Origin of the sequence: Flavobacterium sp. LC2016-01 (genome assembly GCF_009711135.1) — a bacterium.
Classification (GTDB): domain Bacteria; phylum Bacteroidota; class Bacteroidia; order Flavobacteriales; family Flavobacteriaceae; genus Flavobacterium.
The window spans coordinates 1-19,579 of sequence record NZ_WMIC01000008.1 but is presented as its reverse complement, the minus strand read 5'-3'; the positions used below and the strand labels follow the sequence as shown (position 1 = coordinate 19,579).

At 33.1% G+C, this 19,579-nt stretch carries 15 protein-coding genes and 2 tRNA genes; 8 read left to right on the top strand and 9 right to left on the bottom strand.

Annotation, left to right across the window (positions count from 1 at the left end; translation table 11 throughout):
* Window positions 1-93: 93 nt before the first annotated feature.
* Complete coding sequence (locus tag GKZ88_RS16320) at window positions 94-999, top strand: DUF6607 family protein (protein ID WP_155103421.1); 906 nt, start codon at window positions 94-96, stop codon at window positions 997-999.
* A 413-nt stretch (window positions 1,000-1,412) separates the two neighbouring features.
* Here the strand turns inward: GKZ88_RS16320 and argS are convergent, their stop codons facing one another.
* Window positions 1,413-3,191, bottom strand: a complete 1,779-nt coding sequence (gene argS, locus GKZ88_RS16315) for an arginine--tRNA ligase (RefSeq protein ID WP_155103420.1) — start codon at window positions 3,189-3,191, stop codon at window positions 1,413-1,415.
* A gap of 323 nt (window positions 3,192-3,514) precedes the next feature.
* Here argS and GKZ88_RS16310 point away from each other — a divergent pair, with 323 nt between their 5' ends.
* The gene (locus GKZ88_RS16310) at window positions 3,515-5,932 is read left to right on the top strand and encodes an outer membrane beta-barrel family protein (RefSeq protein ID WP_155103419.1); all 2,418 of its coding nucleotides are present in this window, start codon (window positions 3,515-3,517) and stop codon (window positions 5,930-5,932) included.
* Between the two features lie 89 nt (window positions 5,933-6,021).
* On the opposite strand, the gene GKZ88_RS16305 is transcribed toward GKZ88_RS16310, so the two are convergent.
* Window positions 6,022-6,693, bottom strand: a complete 672-nt coding sequence (locus GKZ88_RS16305) for a copper homeostasis protein CutC (protein WP_155103418.1) — start codon at window positions 6,691-6,693, stop codon at window positions 6,022-6,024.
* A gap of 144 nt (window positions 6,694-6,837) precedes the next feature.
* Window positions 6,838-7,845: a beta-ketoacyl-ACP synthase III gene (locus GKZ88_RS16300; RefSeq protein WP_056200855.1), complete on the bottom strand. Its 1,008-nt coding sequence runs from the start codon at window positions 7,843-7,845 to the stop codon at window positions 6,838-6,840.
* A gap of 263 nt (window positions 7,846-8,108) precedes the next feature.
* On the opposite strand from GKZ88_RS16300, the gene GKZ88_RS16295 reads away from it, so the two are divergent.
* Window positions 8,109-10,520 (top strand): prolyl oligopeptidase family serine peptidase, encoded by a 2,412-nt coding sequence (locus GKZ88_RS16295; protein ID WP_155103417.1) that lies wholly within the window; start codon window positions 8,109-8,111, stop codon window positions 10,518-10,520.
* Between the two features lie 120 nt (window positions 10,521-10,640).
* Here GKZ88_RS16295 and GKZ88_RS16290 read toward each other — a convergent pair whose 3' ends face one another.
* From GKZ88_RS16290 to GKZ88_RS16280, 3 genes are all read right to left on the bottom strand, one after another.
* Window positions 10,641-11,591 carry an ABC transporter ATP-binding protein gene (locus GKZ88_RS16290; RefSeq protein WP_155103416.1) on the bottom strand — a complete coding sequence of 317 codons (951 nt, stop codon included), beginning with the start codon at window positions 11,589-11,591 and terminating at the stop codon, window positions 10,641-10,643.
* Between the two features lie 107 nt (window positions 11,592-11,698).
* Window positions 11,699-12,394 (bottom strand): OmpA family protein, encoded by a 696-nt coding sequence (locus GKZ88_RS16285; RefSeq protein ID WP_155103415.1) that lies wholly within the window; start codon window positions 12,392-12,394, stop codon window positions 11,699-11,701.
* Window positions 12,395-12,424: 30 nt separating this feature from the next.
* A complete protein-coding gene (locus GKZ88_RS16280) occupies window positions 12,425-12,928 on the bottom strand; it encodes a lipocalin family protein (protein ID WP_196216488.1) in 504 nt (167 codons plus the stop codon).
* 202 nt (window positions 12,929-13,130) lie between these two features.
* Here GKZ88_RS16280 and htpG point away from each other — a divergent pair, with 202 nt between their 5' ends.
* The 5 genes from htpG (at window position 13,131) to GKZ88_RS16255 (ending at window position 18,360) form a co-directional block, all read left to right on the top strand.
* On the top strand, window positions 13,131-15,014 hold the full coding sequence (gene htpG, locus GKZ88_RS16275; RefSeq protein WP_155103414.1) for a molecular chaperone HtpG: 1,884 nt from the start codon (window positions 13,131-13,133) through the stop codon (window positions 15,012-15,014).
* A gap of 172 nt (window positions 15,015-15,186) precedes the next feature.
* Entirely contained in the window at window positions 15,187-16,113 is a 927-nt protein-coding gene (locus GKZ88_RS16270) for a thrombospondin type 3 repeat-containing protein (protein WP_155103413.1), read from the top strand.
* Complete coding sequence (locus tag GKZ88_RS16265) at window positions 16,114-16,539, top strand: hypothetical protein (protein ID WP_155103412.1); 426 nt, start codon at window positions 16,114-16,116, stop codon at window positions 16,537-16,539.
* Window positions 16,540-16,683: 144 nt separating this feature from the next.
* Complete coding sequence (locus GKZ88_RS16260) at window positions 16,684-17,490, top strand: hypothetical protein (RefSeq protein WP_155103411.1); 807 nt, start codon at window positions 16,684-16,686, stop codon at window positions 17,488-17,490.
* A 132-nt stretch (window positions 17,491-17,622) separates the two neighbouring features.
* Complete coding sequence (locus GKZ88_RS16255; protein ID WP_155103410.1) at window positions 17,623-18,360, top strand: DUF4369 domain-containing protein; 738 nt, start codon at window positions 17,623-17,625, stop codon at window positions 18,358-18,360.
* Between the two features lie 67 nt (window positions 18,361-18,427).
* Here GKZ88_RS16255 and GKZ88_RS16250 read toward each other — a convergent pair whose 3' ends face one another.
* The 3 genes from GKZ88_RS16250 to GKZ88_RS16240 form a co-directional block, all read right to left on the bottom strand.
* Window positions 18,428-18,886: a hypothetical protein gene (locus tag GKZ88_RS16250; protein WP_155103409.1), complete on the bottom strand. Its 459-nt coding sequence runs from the start codon at window positions 18,884-18,886 to the stop codon at window positions 18,428-18,430.
* 381 nt (window positions 18,887-19,267) lie between these two features.
* A tRNA-Thr gene (locus tag GKZ88_RS16245) sits at window positions 19,268-19,341 on the bottom strand.
* 107 nt (window positions 19,342-19,448) lie between these two features.
* Window positions 19,449-19,522 (bottom strand) — tRNA-Thr (locus tag GKZ88_RS16240).
* Window positions 19,523-19,579 lie beyond the last annotated feature (57 nt).

The window sequence follows — 19,579 nt, the reverse complement described above, 5'->3', positions numbered from 1 at the left end:
CAGTCTTAATAATGGCGCAAATATATAAACTATTTTTATTTGTTCTAAATAAAATTTATATATTTGCAAAAATTAAAAACAAAACAATAAGTTATGATTACAAAAAGCCTCTATTTATCGGCCGTAATGGCTTTGACTTGTACTCTTGGTTTCAGCCAGGACAAAAAACAACAAGACATTAAATCAATAAAATCAATGTGCGGTTGTTATGAAGTAAAATTCAATTTCACAGAAACTTTTTCATACCCTAAAGATTCTCTTACTTATAAGCCATCAGAAACTAAACATGAATCTGCTTTAGAATGGGTTCAATTATTAGACGATACGCCTAATAAAATTGTAATGCAGCATTTATTGATTGTGAGCGATGATATGATCATCAAACACTGGAGACAAGACTGGCTTTATGAAAACACAGATTTATATTCGTTTGATAAAGGAACTTCTTGGAAGTACAAAAAATTAGATAAAAAAGCCGTTAAAGGTCAATGGACTCAAAAAGTATATCAAGTAGATGACAGTCCAAGATACGAAGGATCATCAACTTGGGTACATGTTGACGGACAAGACTATTGGTCAAATGTTGCTGATGCACCGCTTCCTAGAAGAGAGCAGACAAAACGTAACGACTATAATGTTTTAAAAAGAAGAAACATACATGAAATTACTGCTACAGGATGGAACCATGAGCAGGACAACGACAAACTAGTTAGAGATGACAGTGGAAAAGATGTTCTTTTAGCTCAAGAAAAAGGATTTGATGTTTACACTAAAGTTCCAGATTCTAAATGTGCTGCTGCTCAAAAATGGTGGGCTACTAATAAAGATCTTTGGCAAAACGTTCGTAACAAATGGCAAGTTCTTTTTGACAGAAAACAAGACTTAAACTTAGAAGCTAAAGTTGATCGTAAAGCTTTGTATTCTCTTTTATTTGACTTAAAACCAGATGCAACAAAAGCAGAATCTGATGCTATTATCGACAAGTTCGTTAAGAAATAAAAATATTTTGTTAGTTAAAAGCCGGTAATCCCCAAATTACCGGCTTTTTTTTTTATTTAAAACTGAGTAAACAATTTTAACAATAACTCTTTATTTTTCAACATCAACACTTATGATATTAAATTTGTAATTAATGAATTTAATAAATAGACTAATTACAAAATAGGTCATAAAAAAAACCGCCTATTTCAAATTTAGGCGGTTTGATCCTTTTACAATTTTCACTAAAAGCATACTAATTCAAATAGTTAAAATAAATATAAGGAAGCATCTTTAAAAGATTTGTTTCATTTTACTCAAAGCAAAAGTAGCCCAGAAATAAGTAAATTGCAGGAATAATACGACACAAAAACAATAAAAAAGGCCAATAGTTAGAAAACTATTGGCCTTTCAATATTATAAGTATTTAAATTTTACATTCGCTCCGGAACTTCAATTCCTAATAAAGTAAATGTTGATTTAATAACTTCGGCAACTTTTTGAGAAAGCTGCACTCTGAAAATCTTTTTAGTCAAATCAACTTCGCCTAAGATATGAACGGATTGATAGAACGAATTATATTCTTTTACTAAATCGTAAGTATAATTTGCAAGCAGTGCCGGACTGTGATTTTGTGCTGCATTCTGAATTACTTCTGGGAAAAGTTCGATTTGTTTTACCAATTCTTTTTCTTTTTCGTGAAGTTCTTCAATATTTGTTTTGGCAGAAAAATCAAAATCGGCTTTACGGATTATCGATTGAATTCGCGCATATGTATATTGAATAAACGGACCCGTATTTCCAGCAAAATCAACAGATTCTTCAGGATTAAATAAAATACGTTTTTTTGGATCTACTTTTAAAATGTAATATTTCAACGCACCAAGACCAATTGTTTTATACAATCTCGCTTTTTCTTCCGTAGAATAATAGTCGAGTTTTCCTAAATCTTCAGAAATTTTTTGAGCCGTATCGGTCATATCCTGCATCAAATCATCAGCATCAACTACAGTTCCTTCACGGCTTTTCATTTTTCCTGAAGGTAAATCGACCATTCCATATGATAAATGATATAAGCTTGAAGCCCAGTCAAAACCAAGTTTTTTCAAGATTAAGAATAAAACTTTAAAGTGATAATCCTGCTCATTTCCAACAGTATACACCATTCCACCAACATCTGGCATATCTTTTACACGCTGAATCGCAGTTCCAATATCTTGCGTCATATAAACCGCAGTTCCGTCAGAACGCAAAACAATTTTACGGTCAAGACCTTCATCAGTTAAATCAATCCAAACGGAACCATCTGGATCTTTTTCGAAAACACCTTTATCAAGACCAACCTGAACAACGTCTTTTCCTAATAAATAAGTATTGCTTTCGTAGTAGTATTTATCAAAATTAACTCCAAGATTAGTGTACGTTGTAGCAAAACCATCATAAACCCATTGGTTCATTTTTTTCCAAAGTGCAATTACAGCATCATCTCCAGCTTCCCATTTTTTAAGCATTTCCTGTGCTTCAATGATAATTGGAGCTTGTTTTTTTGCTTCTTCTTCTGTTTTTCCAGTTTCAATTAATTGATTGATTTCTGCTTTGTACGCTTTATCAAACTCTACATAATATTTCCCAACTAATTTGTCTCCTTTTAAAGCTGAACTTTCTGGAGTTTCTCCGTTTCCGAATTTTTCCCAAGCCAACATCGATTTACAAATATGAATTCCTCGATCGTTAATGATTTGAGTTTTGTATACTTTTTTACCAGAAGCTTTTAAAATTTCAGCAACAGAATATCCTAATAAATTGTTACGAACGTGACCTAAATGCAAAGGCTTATTTGTATTTGGCGAAGAATATTCGACCATAATTGCTTTGTCATCTGGATTTGGAGTTACATAACCAAATTTAGTATTGTCTTTAATTTCATTGAAGAAATCCAGATAATGACGATCGGAAATTACAATATTCAAGAAACCTGAAACTACATTAAAGCGCGCAACTTCAGAAACATTTTCAACCAGATAGTTTCCAATTTTATTTCCTAATTCGACAGGATTGCTTTTAGTTACTTTCAGCAGAGGAAAAATTACCATAGTAATATCGCCTTCAAACTCTTTTCTGGTAGTCTGAAATTCGATTTTATCAACTGAAACATCAAATAATGCCTGTATTGCTTTTTGTATAGAAGGTGTAAGAATTTGTGATAATGACATGTAAACTTATTTTAAAGTGAGCAAAGATACTGCTTATTCATCAATTACAGAAAATGAATAACATATAAAATCGCACAAAACGTTTAGAATTTCTTAAAAATGTTTCTCATATGAATGTTAAAATTATCAAAAAATTAAAATGCTAATCTCCTACAGAACAGCAACTCGCAGAGTAAATAGAAAAAATTTTAAGTTTTTCTTGTAACATATCAATCATAAAAGAGTCTTAATAGAGACTTTGAATTTATTTAAAGCAAAAAAAATCTAACAAAAACAAAAAAAACAATCATCATCAATCAAATCAAAATAATCAGTTATTAATTATGAAATTAAAATTTTTTCTGTTCGCATTATTCAGTTTAATTGCAACAGCACAGGCCCAGAATTCGGGGACGGTCTCCGGAAAAATTATTGAAAAATCAAATAATGCACCTATCTCGTATGCAACTGTTTCTATCAAAGATAACGGCAAAGTAGTATCTGGAGTGAATACAGATGATAATGGTGATTTTTCTATCAAAAACTTAGCATTAAAAAGCTACACAATCGAAATTCAATACATTGGTTTCAGAAAATATGTTGGCTCAGTAATTTTAAGCGAAAACAAAAAAACAGCTACAGTAAATGTTTCTCTTGAAGAAGAAGCAACACAGTTAAAAGGTGTAAATATTGTAAGCGAGCGCTCTACAATTGAGCAAAAAATTGACCGTAAAGTAATTACTGTCGGGAAAGATTTAACTACTGCCGGGGCTTCTGCATCTGACATTATGAGCAACATTCCTTCAGTAAATGTAGATCAGGACGGAAAACTTTCGCTTCGCGGAAATGAAAATGTACGTGTATTAATTGACGGAAGACCATCAAATATTGATCCTGCACAGTTATTGAAACAAATTCCTTCAACTTCAATCAAAAAAATTGAGTTGATTACAAATCCAAGTGCGAAATACAATCCAGAAGGAATGTCTGGAATTATCAATATCGTTCTGCACAAAAATGCCAACACTGGTTTCAACGGAAGCTACAGTGGTGGTATCACTTTTGGAGAAACTGCAAAATACAATCAGTCTTTAGATTTGAATTATAAAACTGGAAAAGTAAATTTCTTTGGAAACGGAGGGCAAAATTTTGGTACATATTACAATAAAGGCCACATTCAAAGATTTGACCAGGATATTACACAAAACTTAAATATTTCAAATGAGAACGACAATTACCTATACAAACTAGGTATGGATTATTTGATCAATGATAAAAATACTTTGTCATTTTATACGAATCAAAATAAATCAACTGGAAACGGAAATGTAATTACAAATATTGATTACAAGAATGGTGATCCAAATATTTTAAATATTTACCAAAATTCAATTTACCAAGGACCAACCAAAACAGGAACTTATAATTTAGCGTACAAACATATTTTCAAAAAAGAAGGTCATACTTTAGATTTTGAAGGTAATTACAGTGATACTAAAGTAAGCCAAAATGCTACTTTTGACACACAGACAACTAAACCAAATAATTCGGCAAACGATGTTGTTTACAGCGATAAAATTGGTGATCAAAGAAAATTGAGCACTATAAATGTTGATTATGTAAATCCGTTGAATGACAAAACTACTCTTGAAGCTGGTGCTGAAGCGAGAATCACAAGAACAAATAACGATTACAACACAGGTAATCCATTAGTTCCTGTTAACGAACAAATTTCAAATTATACTTATGATACTGATATTTACTCAGCGTATGTAACATTTGGTCAAAAATTCAAAAAATTCAGCTATCAGTTAGGAACTCGTTTTGAAAGCTATAAAGTTGCAGCAAACTTAAATCACGGTCAAGACAAATTTAATGATGATTATATTACTTTATATCCATCAGCTTATTTAACTTATAATTTAAATGAAAAAAATGTATTGCAATTAAGTTACAGCCGTCGTGTTGACCGTCCTAGTTTAGAGCAGACAAAGCCTATTCGTGAGTTTTCAACTCCGTTAGTAACTTCATACGGAAATCCTGAATTAAGACCTCAGTTTACAAACTCTGTTGAAGTAAATTACACTAAAACTCTTGAAAAAGGAAGTGTAACGGCTGGTGTTTTCGTAAGAAGCATCAACGACCAAATCAGCAGAACTTTAAGCCCAGATCCAAATGATGCATCTGGATACAAACAAATTTTAAGTTACACCAACTACGATCACAACAGTGCTTACGGGTTTGATGTTTCGTTAAATTACAAACTTACAAAATGGTGGGATATCCAACCGTCTATTGATTTTTCAAGTATTAAACAGCAAGGTGTTGTGTTCCAATTCAATCCAGCAACTGGAACAACTTCGCCTCTTGAACGCAGTGTAACAACTTCGGCATTCAATGCTCGTATGAACTCAAACTTCAAACCAACAAAACGTTTAAGCTTTTTATTATTTGGTTTTTACAGAGGTCCAGTTGAAGATGTACAGCAGAAAAGAAATGAAATGTACAAAATGGATATTGGCTCACGTTATACATTGTTAGACAATAAGATGAACATTAGCGTACGTTTCAATGATGTTTTCAAAACCATGAAATATTCTTTTGATGGAGTTTATCCTTACCCGCAAACAGGTGAGTTTACTTGGGAAAGCAGAACAGTTTATTTAGGTTTGACTTACAACTTTGGAGGCGGAAAAATCAAAAATTTACAACGTAAACAAAGAGAAGATAACACTAATAAAGGTGGTGGCGGAATGTTTTAATCCCACTTTGATTAGTAGATTTTAATAGTTCTTGTAGAAAAAAAAATCCTGGAGTATGCCAACTCCAGGATTTTTTATTTTATAATTGTCTATAAAAAATTTCGCAATTCTTTTATTTCTTCGGGATTTGCAATTTCTGATTTATCTGTAATTGCGGACGAATGATAAAAAGTCGGCGTTAATCTGTCCTGCAGTAATTTAATATTTGAAGATCTCAGTCCTCCGCCCGGCATAATTTCGATTCTGTCTTTGGCTAATTTCTGAATCAATTCTAAATCGAAAATTCCTTCTTCAACATTTTTTCCTCTTCCCGAAGTCAAAATGGTTTTAAAACCACAGTCGATAACATCTTCAAGTCCTTTTTCAACAGCATCGACAACATCAAAAGCACGGTGAAAAGTACACGAAAGCGGATGCGCTAAATGCACTAATTCTCGATTTTGTTTTTTATTGATTTTCCCGTTAGGTTTTAATATTCCAAAAACAAAACCGTCCACTCCAAGCTTTTTATACTGCTTAATATCCTGTTTCATTTCGGTAAGCTCTTCATCAGAATACACAAAATCACCACCACGAGGCCGGATAATAACGTGCATTTTTATATTTATGCTTTCGCGGACTTTCACTACCAAAATAGAATTTGGCGTTGTTCCTCCCAATTCCATGTTTTCGCACAGTTCAATTCTATCTGCACCACTTTCCTGAGCAATCAAAGCTGACGCGTAATTAAAACAGGCAATTTCTAGTTGATTTTTTTTCATTATGATTTAAATAATTTTTCTCCAAAGGAGACCTGACAGCTTTTAAAACCTTTTAGGTCTAAGTGCGCAACGGCACAAACAAAATTATAAAAAAACCTGCTCCAAAATGAAGCAGGTTTAAAATATAATGCAAGATGAATTAATTTACCATTTTATAATAGCACTCGCCCAAGTGAATCCACTTCCAAAAGCGGCTAAAACTACTGTATCTCCAGATTTTATTTTTCCTTGTTCCCAAGCTTCAGTTAAAGCAATTGGAATAGATGCTGCCGTTGTATTTCCGTATTTCTGAATATTATTGTGTACTTGATCATCAGATAATTTGAATTTATTCTGAATGAATTGCGAAATTCTCAAATTTGCCTGATGCGGAATCAGCATATCAATATCTGACACCTGAAGACCATTTGCTTCTAAACCTTCATTGATTACTTCTGCAAAACGAACTACTGCATTTTTAAATACAAATTGTCCGTTCATGTATGGATAATAACTTTCGTCATTTGGATCGTTATCAGCAATAATATCAGTCACCCAGCGTGCTCCCATTCCCGGTGCCTGCAATGCTAATTCTTCAGCATGCTGACCTTCTGAATGCAAGTGCGTTGATAAAATTCCTTTTGTCAAATCTTCTTCACGGCTCAAAACAGCTGCTCCTGCTCCATCTCCAAAAATAACTGAAACTCCGCGTCCGCGAGTAGTCATATCCAAGCCTGTAGAATGCACCTCAGAACCAATCACCAAAATATTCTTATACATTCCGGTTTTAATATATTGATCCGCAACAGAAATAGCATAAACAAAACCAGAACACTGATTTCTTACGTCTAAAGCTCCAACAGTTCTTAAACCTAAATCGCGCTGTACTAAAACTCCAGGACCTGGAAAATAGTAATCTGGACTTAAGGTTGCAAAAACTACAAAATCAATATCTTCTTTGGCTACGCCAGAACGTTCTATTGCAATTTTAGCTGCTTTTACTCCCATTGAAGTTGTGGTATCTTCTCCACGAATGATATGTCTGCGCTCTTGAATTCCGGTTCTTTCCTGAATCCATTCGTCATTGGTATCAATAATCTTCGACAAATCATCGTTGGTTACAACATTTGAAGGAACATAATATCCTAAGCCCGCTATTTTTGAATGATACATATTCTTTTATTGTTTGTTAAAAAATTGGATTGCAAATTTACGTATAGTTTAAAACATAAGCACCCAAATTACTATTTTTTTCGTTATTGACAATTTAATATACTTTAATTCTAAAGTTCTTTAAAACTTTTTCTTTTAAGAAAAATCAGTGATTTGTTAAAAATGATGAAAAGTATTGAAAATATGCTTTAAAATGTAACAAGATTGAAGTACTTTAGTCAAACATTACGAATACCATTTTTTAAACCCCTAAAATTCAAATTATGAAATTAAAGGTTACACTGCTCTTATTTCTAAACTTTGGTTTTTTTGCCTTTGCCCAAGAAAGCTTAACTTACCAAAAACCACCAAAATCCATTTTAGATTTAGCCGATTACGAACGTGCTCCGACAGTATCAATGGATACTAAAAAAGAATACATGTTGCTAATGTACAGACCCACTTATAAAACATTAGATGACTTAAATCAGGAGGAACTGCGTTTGGGCGGATTAAGAATTAATCCCATTACTAATATTTCAAGTACGGTAACGTATTTAAACAATTTAAAAGTACGCAAAATCAACAGCACGGCAGAAGTGCAGGTTTCAGGTTTGCCAACCAATCCTAAGATCAGCAATATTTTGTGGTCGCCAAATGATAAAAAAATATTGTTTTCGCACACAACTGCAACTGGAGTTGAACTTTGGGTTTTAGATGTTGCAACTGCAAGTGCCACAAAACTTACTGAAGGTACTGTAAACGCAAATCTTGGAAATCCGTTTAGCTGGTTTTTAGACAATGAAACGATTTTAGTAAAAATGCTTCCTAAAAACAGACAGCCTTTATTAGATGCTAAAAAAGATTTGCCAACTGGACCAATTATCTCAAATACTTCTGGAGAAAAATCTCAAAACAGAACTTATCCAGATATGTTGAAAAACAAAAATGATGAAGCAAATTTTGAAAATATTGTTACTTCTGAATTGTATAAGGTAAACCTTAAAGGAGATACTGTTTTATTTAAAGATGCTGCAATGTATTTTGGAGAAAGAATTTCGCCAGATGGAAATTACATTATGTTGACTACAATTCAAAAACCATTTTCATATGTAGTACCGTTATATCGATTCCCTTCAAGAACAATTGTTTATGATGCAAGAGGAAAAGAAATCAAAATAGTAAATGAAGTTCCGTTAAACGAAATAATACCGAAAGGCTTTATGGCTGTTCGAAAAGGAAAACGTGAAATGGCTTGGAGAAATGACAAACCCGCTACACTAGCATTTGTAACAGCTTTAGACGAAGGAGATCCAGCAAACAAAGTCGAATTTAGAGATGAAGTTTTTCTTTGGGACGCACCTTTTACAAACAATCCAACTTCATTGGTAAAAACACCACAGCGTTTTAGTGATGTAACTTGGGGGAATGATAATATTGCTGTTGTTTCTGATGAATGGTACGATACACGTAATACAAAAACGTATTTAATCAATCCTTCAAATCCAAGTGAACAGCCAAAACTGATTACAGACAGAAATTCACAAGATGTTTATTCTGATCCGGGTACATTTGAAACAAAGAAAAACGAGTACAACAAATATGTTTTGGCTATTGAAAACGATAATGCATTTCGTATTGGACAAGGATTTACTAAAACTGGCCAGTTTCCTTTTATCGACGAATTCAATCTGAAAACATTAAAATCGAAACGTATTTACACCTCTTCTTTTAAAGACAAAAAAGAAGATTTATTAGAAATTGAAGATTTTAAATCAGGTAAAGTTTTAGTTCAAATTCAGTCTAAAAGTGAATATCCGAATTATTATTTCAGAAACATTAAAAAACAGAATAGCCTGACTCCAATTACAGCTTTTAAAAACCCTTTTGAAAGCATTAAAGATGTAAGCAAAGAAGTAATCAAATACAAACGTAAAGACGGTGTTGAACTTTCTGGAACTTTGTATTTACCTGCAGGTTACGACAAAATTAAAAAAGAAAAACTGCCTTTGTTAATCTGGGCATATCCAGCAGAATACAAAGACAAAAACAGTGCTGGACAAGTAACTCAAAATTCAAATGAATTTACTGTTCCTTATTACGGTTCATTTGTATATTGGGTAACAAAAGGATATGCGGTTTTAGATGATGCTGCTTTCCCAATTATTGGAGAAGGTACCACAGAACCAAACGATAATTTTATTTCGCAGTTAGTTGACAATGCCGAAGCAGCAATTAATGCTGTAGATGCTTTAGGTTATATTAACCGCAAAAAAGTAGCCGTTGGCGGACATTCATATGGTGCTTTTATGACTGCTAATTTATTGACGCATTCTAATCTTTTTGCCTGCGGAATTGCAAGAAGCGGTGCATACAACAGAACTTTGACTCCATTTGGATTCCAGACAGAACAGCGCAACTATTGGGAAGTTCCTGAAGTTTACAACACAATGTCGCCTTTTATGAATGCAGATAAAATGAAAACTCCCATTTTATTAGTTCATGGTGAAGCCGATAACAATCCTGGGACTTTCACTTTACAGACAGAGCGTTATTTCCAAGCTTTAAAAGGTTTAGGTGCCAATGCAAGAATGGTAATTTTACCAAAAGAAGCACACAGTTATGTTGCTAAAGAAAACATTTTACACCTTCTTTGGGAACAAGATCAGTTTTTAGAAAAATATTTGAAAAACTAATTTTTCCTCTAACAGATATAAAAAGTAAACCCGACAGATTTTAAAAATCTGTCGGGTTTATTATTTTAAGCATTAAAAAATTATCTAATTGACTCATTCTCTAATTGACACATTTTCTAATTAAAGATAATTTAAACTGAGAAATATTTCCTGTTCCAAAGGCAAATCAATTTCGCTTTCGAAAAAGATCAATTGTCTTTTATAAACGGTTTCAATTAAATAATGATTTCCTCTAAAATAAGTTCTTCTGATTTTTACAGGAAGTTTTGATTCAGCAACCATTTTAAATTGATGCGGATATACTAATGTTTTATGCGCTTCATCAGTATAATCAAGCAATAAATGTGTGGCGATTTCATTTACTTCACCAAATAATGAAGCAACATATTTGGTTTCGGGATCTTCGTAGATTTTTGTAGGATCACCTTTTACAATCACTTCTCCATTTCGCATTACAATGGCTTCATCTGCAAACGACAACGCATCTGTACTGTCGTGTGTAGCGATGATGCAGGTAATTCCTTTTTGCTTTAAATATCTAAATAAATTTCGGCGTAAAGCATTTTTTCTAAAAGCATCAATCTGACTGAAAGGTTCGTCAAGCAAAATTACTTCGGGTTCTAAAGCTAAAACACGAACCAAAGCTACTCTTTGCTGTTGTCCTCCACTCAAAAACTTCGTTTTTACATTGGCAAAATTTTCCATTTCGACCATTTCCAATAATTCCTGAACACGCAGTTTTTTCATATTGGCAAAACCATTCGACAAGAATTTCCCAACATTCTCAGCCACTGTTTCATATGGAGACAAATCAAAATCCTGAGCCAAGTATTTCATATACGGCATTCCCGGAATCAAATTGTATTTTGGACCTAAAACTGGTTTTTCGTTATAAAAAATCTTGCCTTCGTCTAAATCATACAAACCATAAATTAGTTTTAGCATGGTGCTTTTTCCACAGCCGCTTTCACCAATAATGGCGATATTCTCACCTTTATTTATAGTAAAAGAAACGTTTTTTATAACGGGTGTATCAATGTACGAAAAAGAAATATTTTGAATGTCGAGCATGAGTTGAATTTGAGAGTTCAAATTTACAATGTTTAATTCCTAAAGTCAAAAAAAAAGCTGCTTCAATTACTGAAACAGCTTTTAAGATTTTTTATTGTCTTCTGAAATTATTTTCCAGATTCAGCTTTTGCGTCATTAACCATTTTGTCATTTGCAGTAATTGAGAACTCTACACGACGGTTTTGAGCTCTTCCTTCTGGCGTATCATTTGTTGCAATTGGATCAACAATTCCCAAACCTGAAGTTTTGAAACGGCTTGATTTTAATCCTTTAGAAACTAAGTAAGCCTGAACAGAAGCTGCTCTTTGTCCTGAAAGTGTCAAGTTGTACTCTGGTTTTCCAGTGTTATCTGTATAACCAAAAATCTGAATATCAGTATCACCGTAATCTGTAAATACAGGAACTAATTTATCTAAATTTGCTTTTGCAGTAGCAGTCAAAGTCGATTTGTTAGTATCAAAACGTACAGCATTTTCGTTAAGCGTCAAGTGAATTCCTTCACCTACTCTTTCAACATCTGCACCAGGAAGCGCCTGATCGATTTCACGAGCCTGTTTATCCATTTTATTTCCAATAAGGGCTCCGGTTCCTCCACCTACAGCTGCACCAATAGCAGCACCTAAAGCAGCGTTTCCTCCATGTCCTAAATTGTTTCCTAGAATACCACCAATAAGACCTCCGGCAACTACTCCAATTCCGGCACCTTTTTGCGTATTATTTGCATTTTTTACTGAATCACAGCTTACAAAAAAACTAGTCAATATAAGTAAACTACTCAACCCTAAAACAGTTATCTTTCTCATGTGTATATATTTTAATATTAATTAGCTTTCTTAGTTAGCTCTTTGAAATTGGTATGTAACGTCTTTAACTTGTCCGCCTACATTAATGTTGTCGATTAATTGAAAAGAATTATCACTCAGTCCAGCAACTTTAAGCAAATAACCTTCTTTCACGTTTTTAGATTTTGTTCCAGGATTAACAATTTTAAGAACAAAAAGTCCCTGATTGTTTATACTCCAAACAATTGGTGAAGTAAATGCTGTACAGCTAGGTGCAGTCAAAGCCATAGTACCTTTATTATTGTTAGAAATAAAATTCCAAGTACTGCCAATAAAACATTTTGAATCGGCAAGATCAAATGAAGTCACCTTAATATAATCAGAACCCGGATAAGATACATTGGTTAATACCCAATTTCCTTTAATTGCTACTTGAGTCGATTTGTCAAGTTTAGTAGAAAGTGTTGGCGCTTCTGTTGCAGCCGTTGTAGACGAAGATGATTTACACGCGAAAAACATCGTGGCGATCATGCAAATGAAAATAATTTTCTTCATTTTGTACATTATTTAAGTTAATACTTACGCGTTTAACAATTATTATACCACAAATATACGACTCGTTGAGATAAATTCTCTTCCAAAATCTATTTATTTTCTTTCAAAATTAACACTTCCGCCAATTTGTCACCCAAAAAATAATTGGTATTCTATTTGAACAAATGAAAATCATCACATTAAACTCAAAAATTAAAAAAATATGACAACAGGTAAAATTAATGTTTCTGTAGAAAACATCTTTCCCTTAATCAAAAAGTTCTTATACAGCGATCACGAAATCTTCTTGCGTGAGCTGGTTTCAAACGGAACAGACGCTACTTTAAAATTAAAACACCTAATCAGCATTGGCGAAGCTAAAGTTGAATATGGAAATCCGGTTATCGAAATTAAAGTAGACAAAGAAGGCAAAAAAATCCATATTATCGACCAAGGTTTAGGAATGACGGCTGACGAAGTTGAAAAATACATCAATCAAGTTGCTTTTTCTGGTGCCGAAGAATTCTTAGACAAATACAAAGATTCTGCAAAAGATTCTGGAATTATTGGTCACTTTGGTCTTGGTTTCTACTCTGCATTTATGGTTGCTGAAAAAGTAGAAATCATTACAAAATCATACAAAGAAGAACCAGCTGCACACTGGACATGTGACGGAAGCCCTGAATTTACTTTAGAGCCAGCTGACAAAACTTCACGTGGTACTGAAATTATTCTTCACATTGCTGAAGATTCTTTAGAGTTCTTAGAAGATTCTAAAATCAGCGGTTTATTGAGCAAATACAATAAGTTCATGCCTATTCCAATTAAATTTGGAACTAGAACAGAAACACTTCCAAGACCAGAAGATGCTCCTGAAGATTACGTTAATGAAACTGTCGAAATTGACAACATCATCAACAACCCAAACCCAGCTTGGACAAAACAGCCTTCTGAATTATCTGATGAAGATTACAAAAACTTCTACAGAGAATTGTATCCAATGCAATTTGAAGATCCGTTGTTTAACATTCATTTAAATGTAGATTATCCTTTTAACTTAACTGGTATTTTGTATTTCCCGAAATTAGGAAACGACATGCAGATCCAGAAAGATAAAATTCAATTGTACCAAAACCAAGTTTACGTTACTGATAACGTAGAAGGAATTGTTCCTGAATTTTTGACCATGTTAAAAGGTGTAATCGATTCTCCAGATATTCCATTGAACGTTTCTCGTTCAGGTTTACAGGCAGATGGTGCAGTGAAGAAGATTTCAAACTACATTACACGTAAAGTTGCTGATAAATTAAAATCTTTATTCAACGAAAACCGTGCTGATTTCGAAGCAAAATGGAACGATATTAAAATCGTTTTAGAATACGGAATGCTTTCGGAAGATAAATTCTACGAAAAAGCAGGCGCATTTGTATTGTACCCAACTGTAGATAATACGTATTTTACTTTAGAAGAATTAAAAGAAAAACTAAAAGAAAACCAAACTGACAAAGATGGTAAACTTGTAGTTCTTTATGCTGGAAACAAAGATGCACAACATTCTTATATTGAAGCTGCAAAAGATAAAGGATACGAAGTATTACTTTTAGATTCTCCAATTATCTCGCATTTAATTCAGAAAATTGAAGGTGACAACAGTGATTTAACTTTTGTTCGTGTCGATTCTGATCATGTTGATAATTTAATCAAAAAAGACGAAAACACAATTTCTAAATTATCTGACGAAGAAAAAGAAACTTTAAAAACTTCTTTAGAAGCTTATATTCCAAAAGCATACAGCGTACAATTAGAAGCTATGGATTCTCAGGCAGCGCCTTTCATTATTACGCAGCCAGAATTTATGCGAAGAATGAAAGAAATGAGCCAGACTGGCGGAGGCGGAATGTTCGGAATGGGAAATATGCCGGAAATGTACAATTTGGTGGTAAATACAAATTCTGATTTAGCTTCAAGCATTTTAAACACTGAAGATAAAACACACCAAGAACACTTGGTAAAACAAGCTTTAGACTTAGCAAAATTATCACAGAACCTATTAAAAGGTGAAGCTTTAACTGCTTTCGTTAAAAGAAGTTTTGAGATGATTAAATAAGATTTTAAAATCTTACCCTTTATAACTGAAAACCTGCAAGTTTATATTTGCAGGTTTTTTTATTCAATTAACTGAAAAACAATTACTTATAATAAGTTTAGTTGGAATATTTTTTTAACTTTATAATTCCAAAAAAGCTAGAAAACTTAATCTACAAGAAAAAACCAAATAGATGAAGAAATCAATACTCTTGATCGTTTCTTGTATATTCTTTTTTTCCTGCGTTTCAAACAAAGAATTTCGGTCTAAAGAATTGGAAGTTGCCAAGTTGCAAAAGCAATTAGACAGTATTTCAAAAAATGGCTTATTAGATAGTGACAGCGACGGCATAATTGACAAATATGATGCTTGTCCAAATTTGAAAGGAGAAGTACCTGCACAAGGCTGTTCCGACAGAGATGGCGATGGCGTACCTGACTCAGAAGATAATTGCCCTGATCATCCAGGACCTAAAGAAGATAACGGATGTACGGTGGCAATGATGAAAAATCCGTTGCCTAATTATGTTACTTATTTCCAAAAATTAAATCCAACCAAAACGGTTTACCTCACTCCTTACTTCAAAAAAGGAATTCCTTTAAAACAGCTCAATTCACAACTCACTGGTGTTTTAGAAAAAAGATTAAAAATCGAAATCGGGAATTATAAATATTTTGATGTCGGAAACGGAAATTACGCCATCATTACCCGAAAAGAATGCATTACAAAAGATGGAAAAACAATCTATACAGAACAATGCAAACCCAACAAAGAATGTTCATGGTTTCAATTTTCTTGTGTCGAAGAAGGATATTCCAGATTCTATTTATTCTTAGTAACTAAAAAAATTCTTGGAGAAAACCCGGCTGGATTTAGCTTAGAAGAATTTAGCAAAATCTATGAAACTGATGCATTAGACTCGAATTGGAAATCCATTCCAGAGCTAAACAAATTACTTTCAAATCCTGAAAATAAGTTTACAGATGAATATTCGATAATCGTCAAATTATTCGAAATAAAAAAAGAAGGACAATTGGGAGATGCCAAAGTACTTGAAGATCCTACTTATGAATTTGAAAAACAGATCAAAAACAGTTTTAAACCTAATACGCCACACTAAATGACATTTTTTATAGCACAAAAACAATTAATCAAACTGTGGTTTATCTGGACCATGTTATTATTAATTTTTGTTGGTTATCACTTGCTTTTTGGTATTTTTAAACCAATACCAAAAGAAGTTATGACTTGGTTTGCCAAATATCTGGCATCTATATTTGCCTTGATAATGAGCAGCACTTTTTTTAGTCAAAAACTTTTCGAAGAACAGTTAAAGGATAAAATATATTTTTACCTCGCGATAGGAACTTCTATACTTTATCTTACTTTTATCACTGTTGTTCTAGTCATATTGCCACGAACAGAAGAAATTAATTCTAAAGAAGATTATATTGCTCAATTAAAAAATATGGGTTTAGTTTTTAATTTTCTTCTGCCGATTCTAACTGGAGTTCTTGGCTATTTTTTCTACAAAAGCAAAAAGTAAAATTGTCTTAAAACAATACGATTTTATTTGCATATTTAGCACTGTAGGTCCCATTATGCGTACTCTATTATTTTTTTCTATTGCAATTATTTTTTTTTGTTACATTTGAACACCTTTAAATCTAACTTTAAACAAAAAACTGCTATGAAAAAAATTGCCATTTTTGTTACAACTATTTGTGTAACAGCGCTAACCTACATTTCTTGTTCTAGCGACAATCAAACCGTAAATCAAACCGACACAACTGCAGTAGGAGCTTCAATTTCAATTGACGCTGCAAACGAAATGGATGTAAACACCGGATTATCTGTAACAAACAGTTCGGGTACGTCAAAACCTGCAGCCGCAGTTTGCGCAACAATTACTGTTTCTGGAACAGCTTATCCTAGAGTTTATACAGTAGATTACGGAACTACAGGCTGTGTAGACAATCAACTTACAAGAAAAGGAAAATTAAAACTTACACTTTCTGGACCCGTGACTACTACAGGAAGCAAATTAACAATTGAAAGAATTGATTATTCTATTAACGGAATAAAATTGGAAGGAACAATTGAATACACAAATACTACAACTGTTGCAACAGTTCCTCAATTTACCAGAAAAGTAACAAATGGAAAATTTACTGATTTATTAGGAAGAGTATACACAAATTCTGGATCATACACAGTAAAACAAACTGCTGGTGTTGACACTCCTCTTGTTCTTGAAGATAATGTATACGAAATGACTGAGGGAACTCATACGGTAACAACAGACAAAGGCGCAACATTAACATTGACAGTTCAAGAAACTTTAGTTAAAAAATATTCTTGCCAATACATTTCAAAAGGAAAATTAAAAATTGAAGGCGGGTTCCTAAAAGGAGTTATTGACTACGGAAACAATGACTGCGACAGCAAATTTACGTATACACACGAAAGCGGTGTGGCTTACAACCTGCAAATGTAAAAGTCTCATTTTTATAAAAATACAATGAATCCCAATTTAGAAATAGATTGGGATTTATTTTTTATTAAAATTTAAATCACCATAGCTGCATTCAAACTATTTTCTTTATTTTGCACCAAAATCTAAAAACCAATGAAAAAATCAATTATTGCCTTTGCTGCAATTGCCCTACTAGCATCATGCAGCAAAAAAAATGAATCTGCTGACAACCTGCACATCACAGGAAACATTAAAGGATTAAAAAAAGGAACTTTATATATTCAAAGAATTGTTGACACTTCGCTTGTTGCAATTGACAGTATCAAAATTGACGGAAACGCAGCTTTTGAGTGTGATATCAAACTTGAATCTCCAGAAATGCTTTACTTGTTTTTAGACAGAGGCGTAACAAATTCAATGGACAATAATATTTTATTCTTTGCAGAACCTGGAAATATAAATATTGATACAAACTTAGATAACTTTATTTATAGCGCTAAAATCACAGGATCTAAAAATCAGGAATTATATGAAGAGTACAGAAAAATAAACAGTCGTTTCAATGACGAAAGTCTGGCTTTGGTTGAACCAAGATTTAAAGCAATGAAAAGAAACGACCAAAAAGCGATCGACAGCTTAAACGCAAAACAAGAATCAAATATCAAAAGAAAATATTTGTATGCAACAAACTTCGCTCTTAACAACAAAGATCATGAAATTGCACCTTATATTGCTTTAGCTGAGATTTACGACATCAATATTAAATTCTTAGATACAATTCAGAAATCGATGACGCCAAAAGTAGCACAATCGCTTTACGGAAAGAAATTAACCAAGTATGTTGCTGATATTAAAAAGCAGGAACAAAAAGCTCCTACAGCTACAGAATAAAACAAAAAAACGTCCTGAAATTCAGGACGTTTTTTTTATATCAAAATTCTAAGTTTTTATTCGAAAACTATCTTCCTAATAAAACTCCAGTAATAGCAAGCAAGAAAAACAATGCATACAATACCAAAATAGAAACCATTAAAATACCAATAAATTTATAGTGCGATTTTAAATATCCCAAAGACGATGTTAACGCTTCAGAATCATTATCTCTGAACGCTCTCTTAGCATTTGAACCAAATTTGAATAAATAGTAAACAGGGAAGAAATAAACCGCCGCAATTAATAAATAAAAAAAGCTCATTAGCGCGCCGAAAGAACTTCCGTAAGCTCCCATTCCCGGCATTGCAGCTCCCATTGAAGAGAAAAGCGCTCCTGCAAAAACTGCAATTAAAACAAAAAACCCAATTCCGACAAATCCTAAAATTGCTAAAAAATAAGCCCACTTAGCGGTTTCCTTTAAAAAATCTTTTGCAGATTGATCGAGCTGCATCTCAAAATTTTCAAATACTGAAGTTTCTTCCATTATTATAGGTTTTTGGTTAAGAAACAAACATAAGAAAAATATTGTTACTATAATATTAAATCGAAGTTCTGATGATTTTGTTTCAAGTTCTATGTTTCAAGTTTCAAGTTCCATGTTTCAAGTTCCATGTTTCAAGTTCCATGTTTCAAGTTCCATGTTTCAAGTTTCAAGTTTCAAGTTTCAAGTTTCAAGTTTTACGTTCTGATTACGCTGTCAGGCTGAGCGAAGTCGAAGCCCTTTGCGCAACGATATACACTTTGCTCAAGATGATAATGTGCGTCCCGAACCTGAAACCTGAAACCTGAAACTTGAAACAAAAAACTAAACCCTAAATTTTAGGCATAAAAAAAAACCACCCTAAAAAGGATGGTTTTTATGTTGAGCCGGCGGAGGGACTCGAACCCACGACCTGCTGATTACAAATCAGCTGCTCTAGCCAACTGAGCTACGCTGGCGACTCATTACGGGTGCAAATATAAAGCGGATTTTCGTTTTTCCAAAATAAATTTACAACATATTTAAAATAAAAAAACCATTCTAAAAAGAATGGTTTTTCATGTTGAGCCGGCGGAGGGACTCGAACCCACGACCTGCTGATTACAAATCAGCTGCTCTAGCCAACTGAGCTACGCTGGCGACTCATTACGGGTGCAAATATAAAGCGGATTTTCGTTTTTCCAAAATAAATTTGCA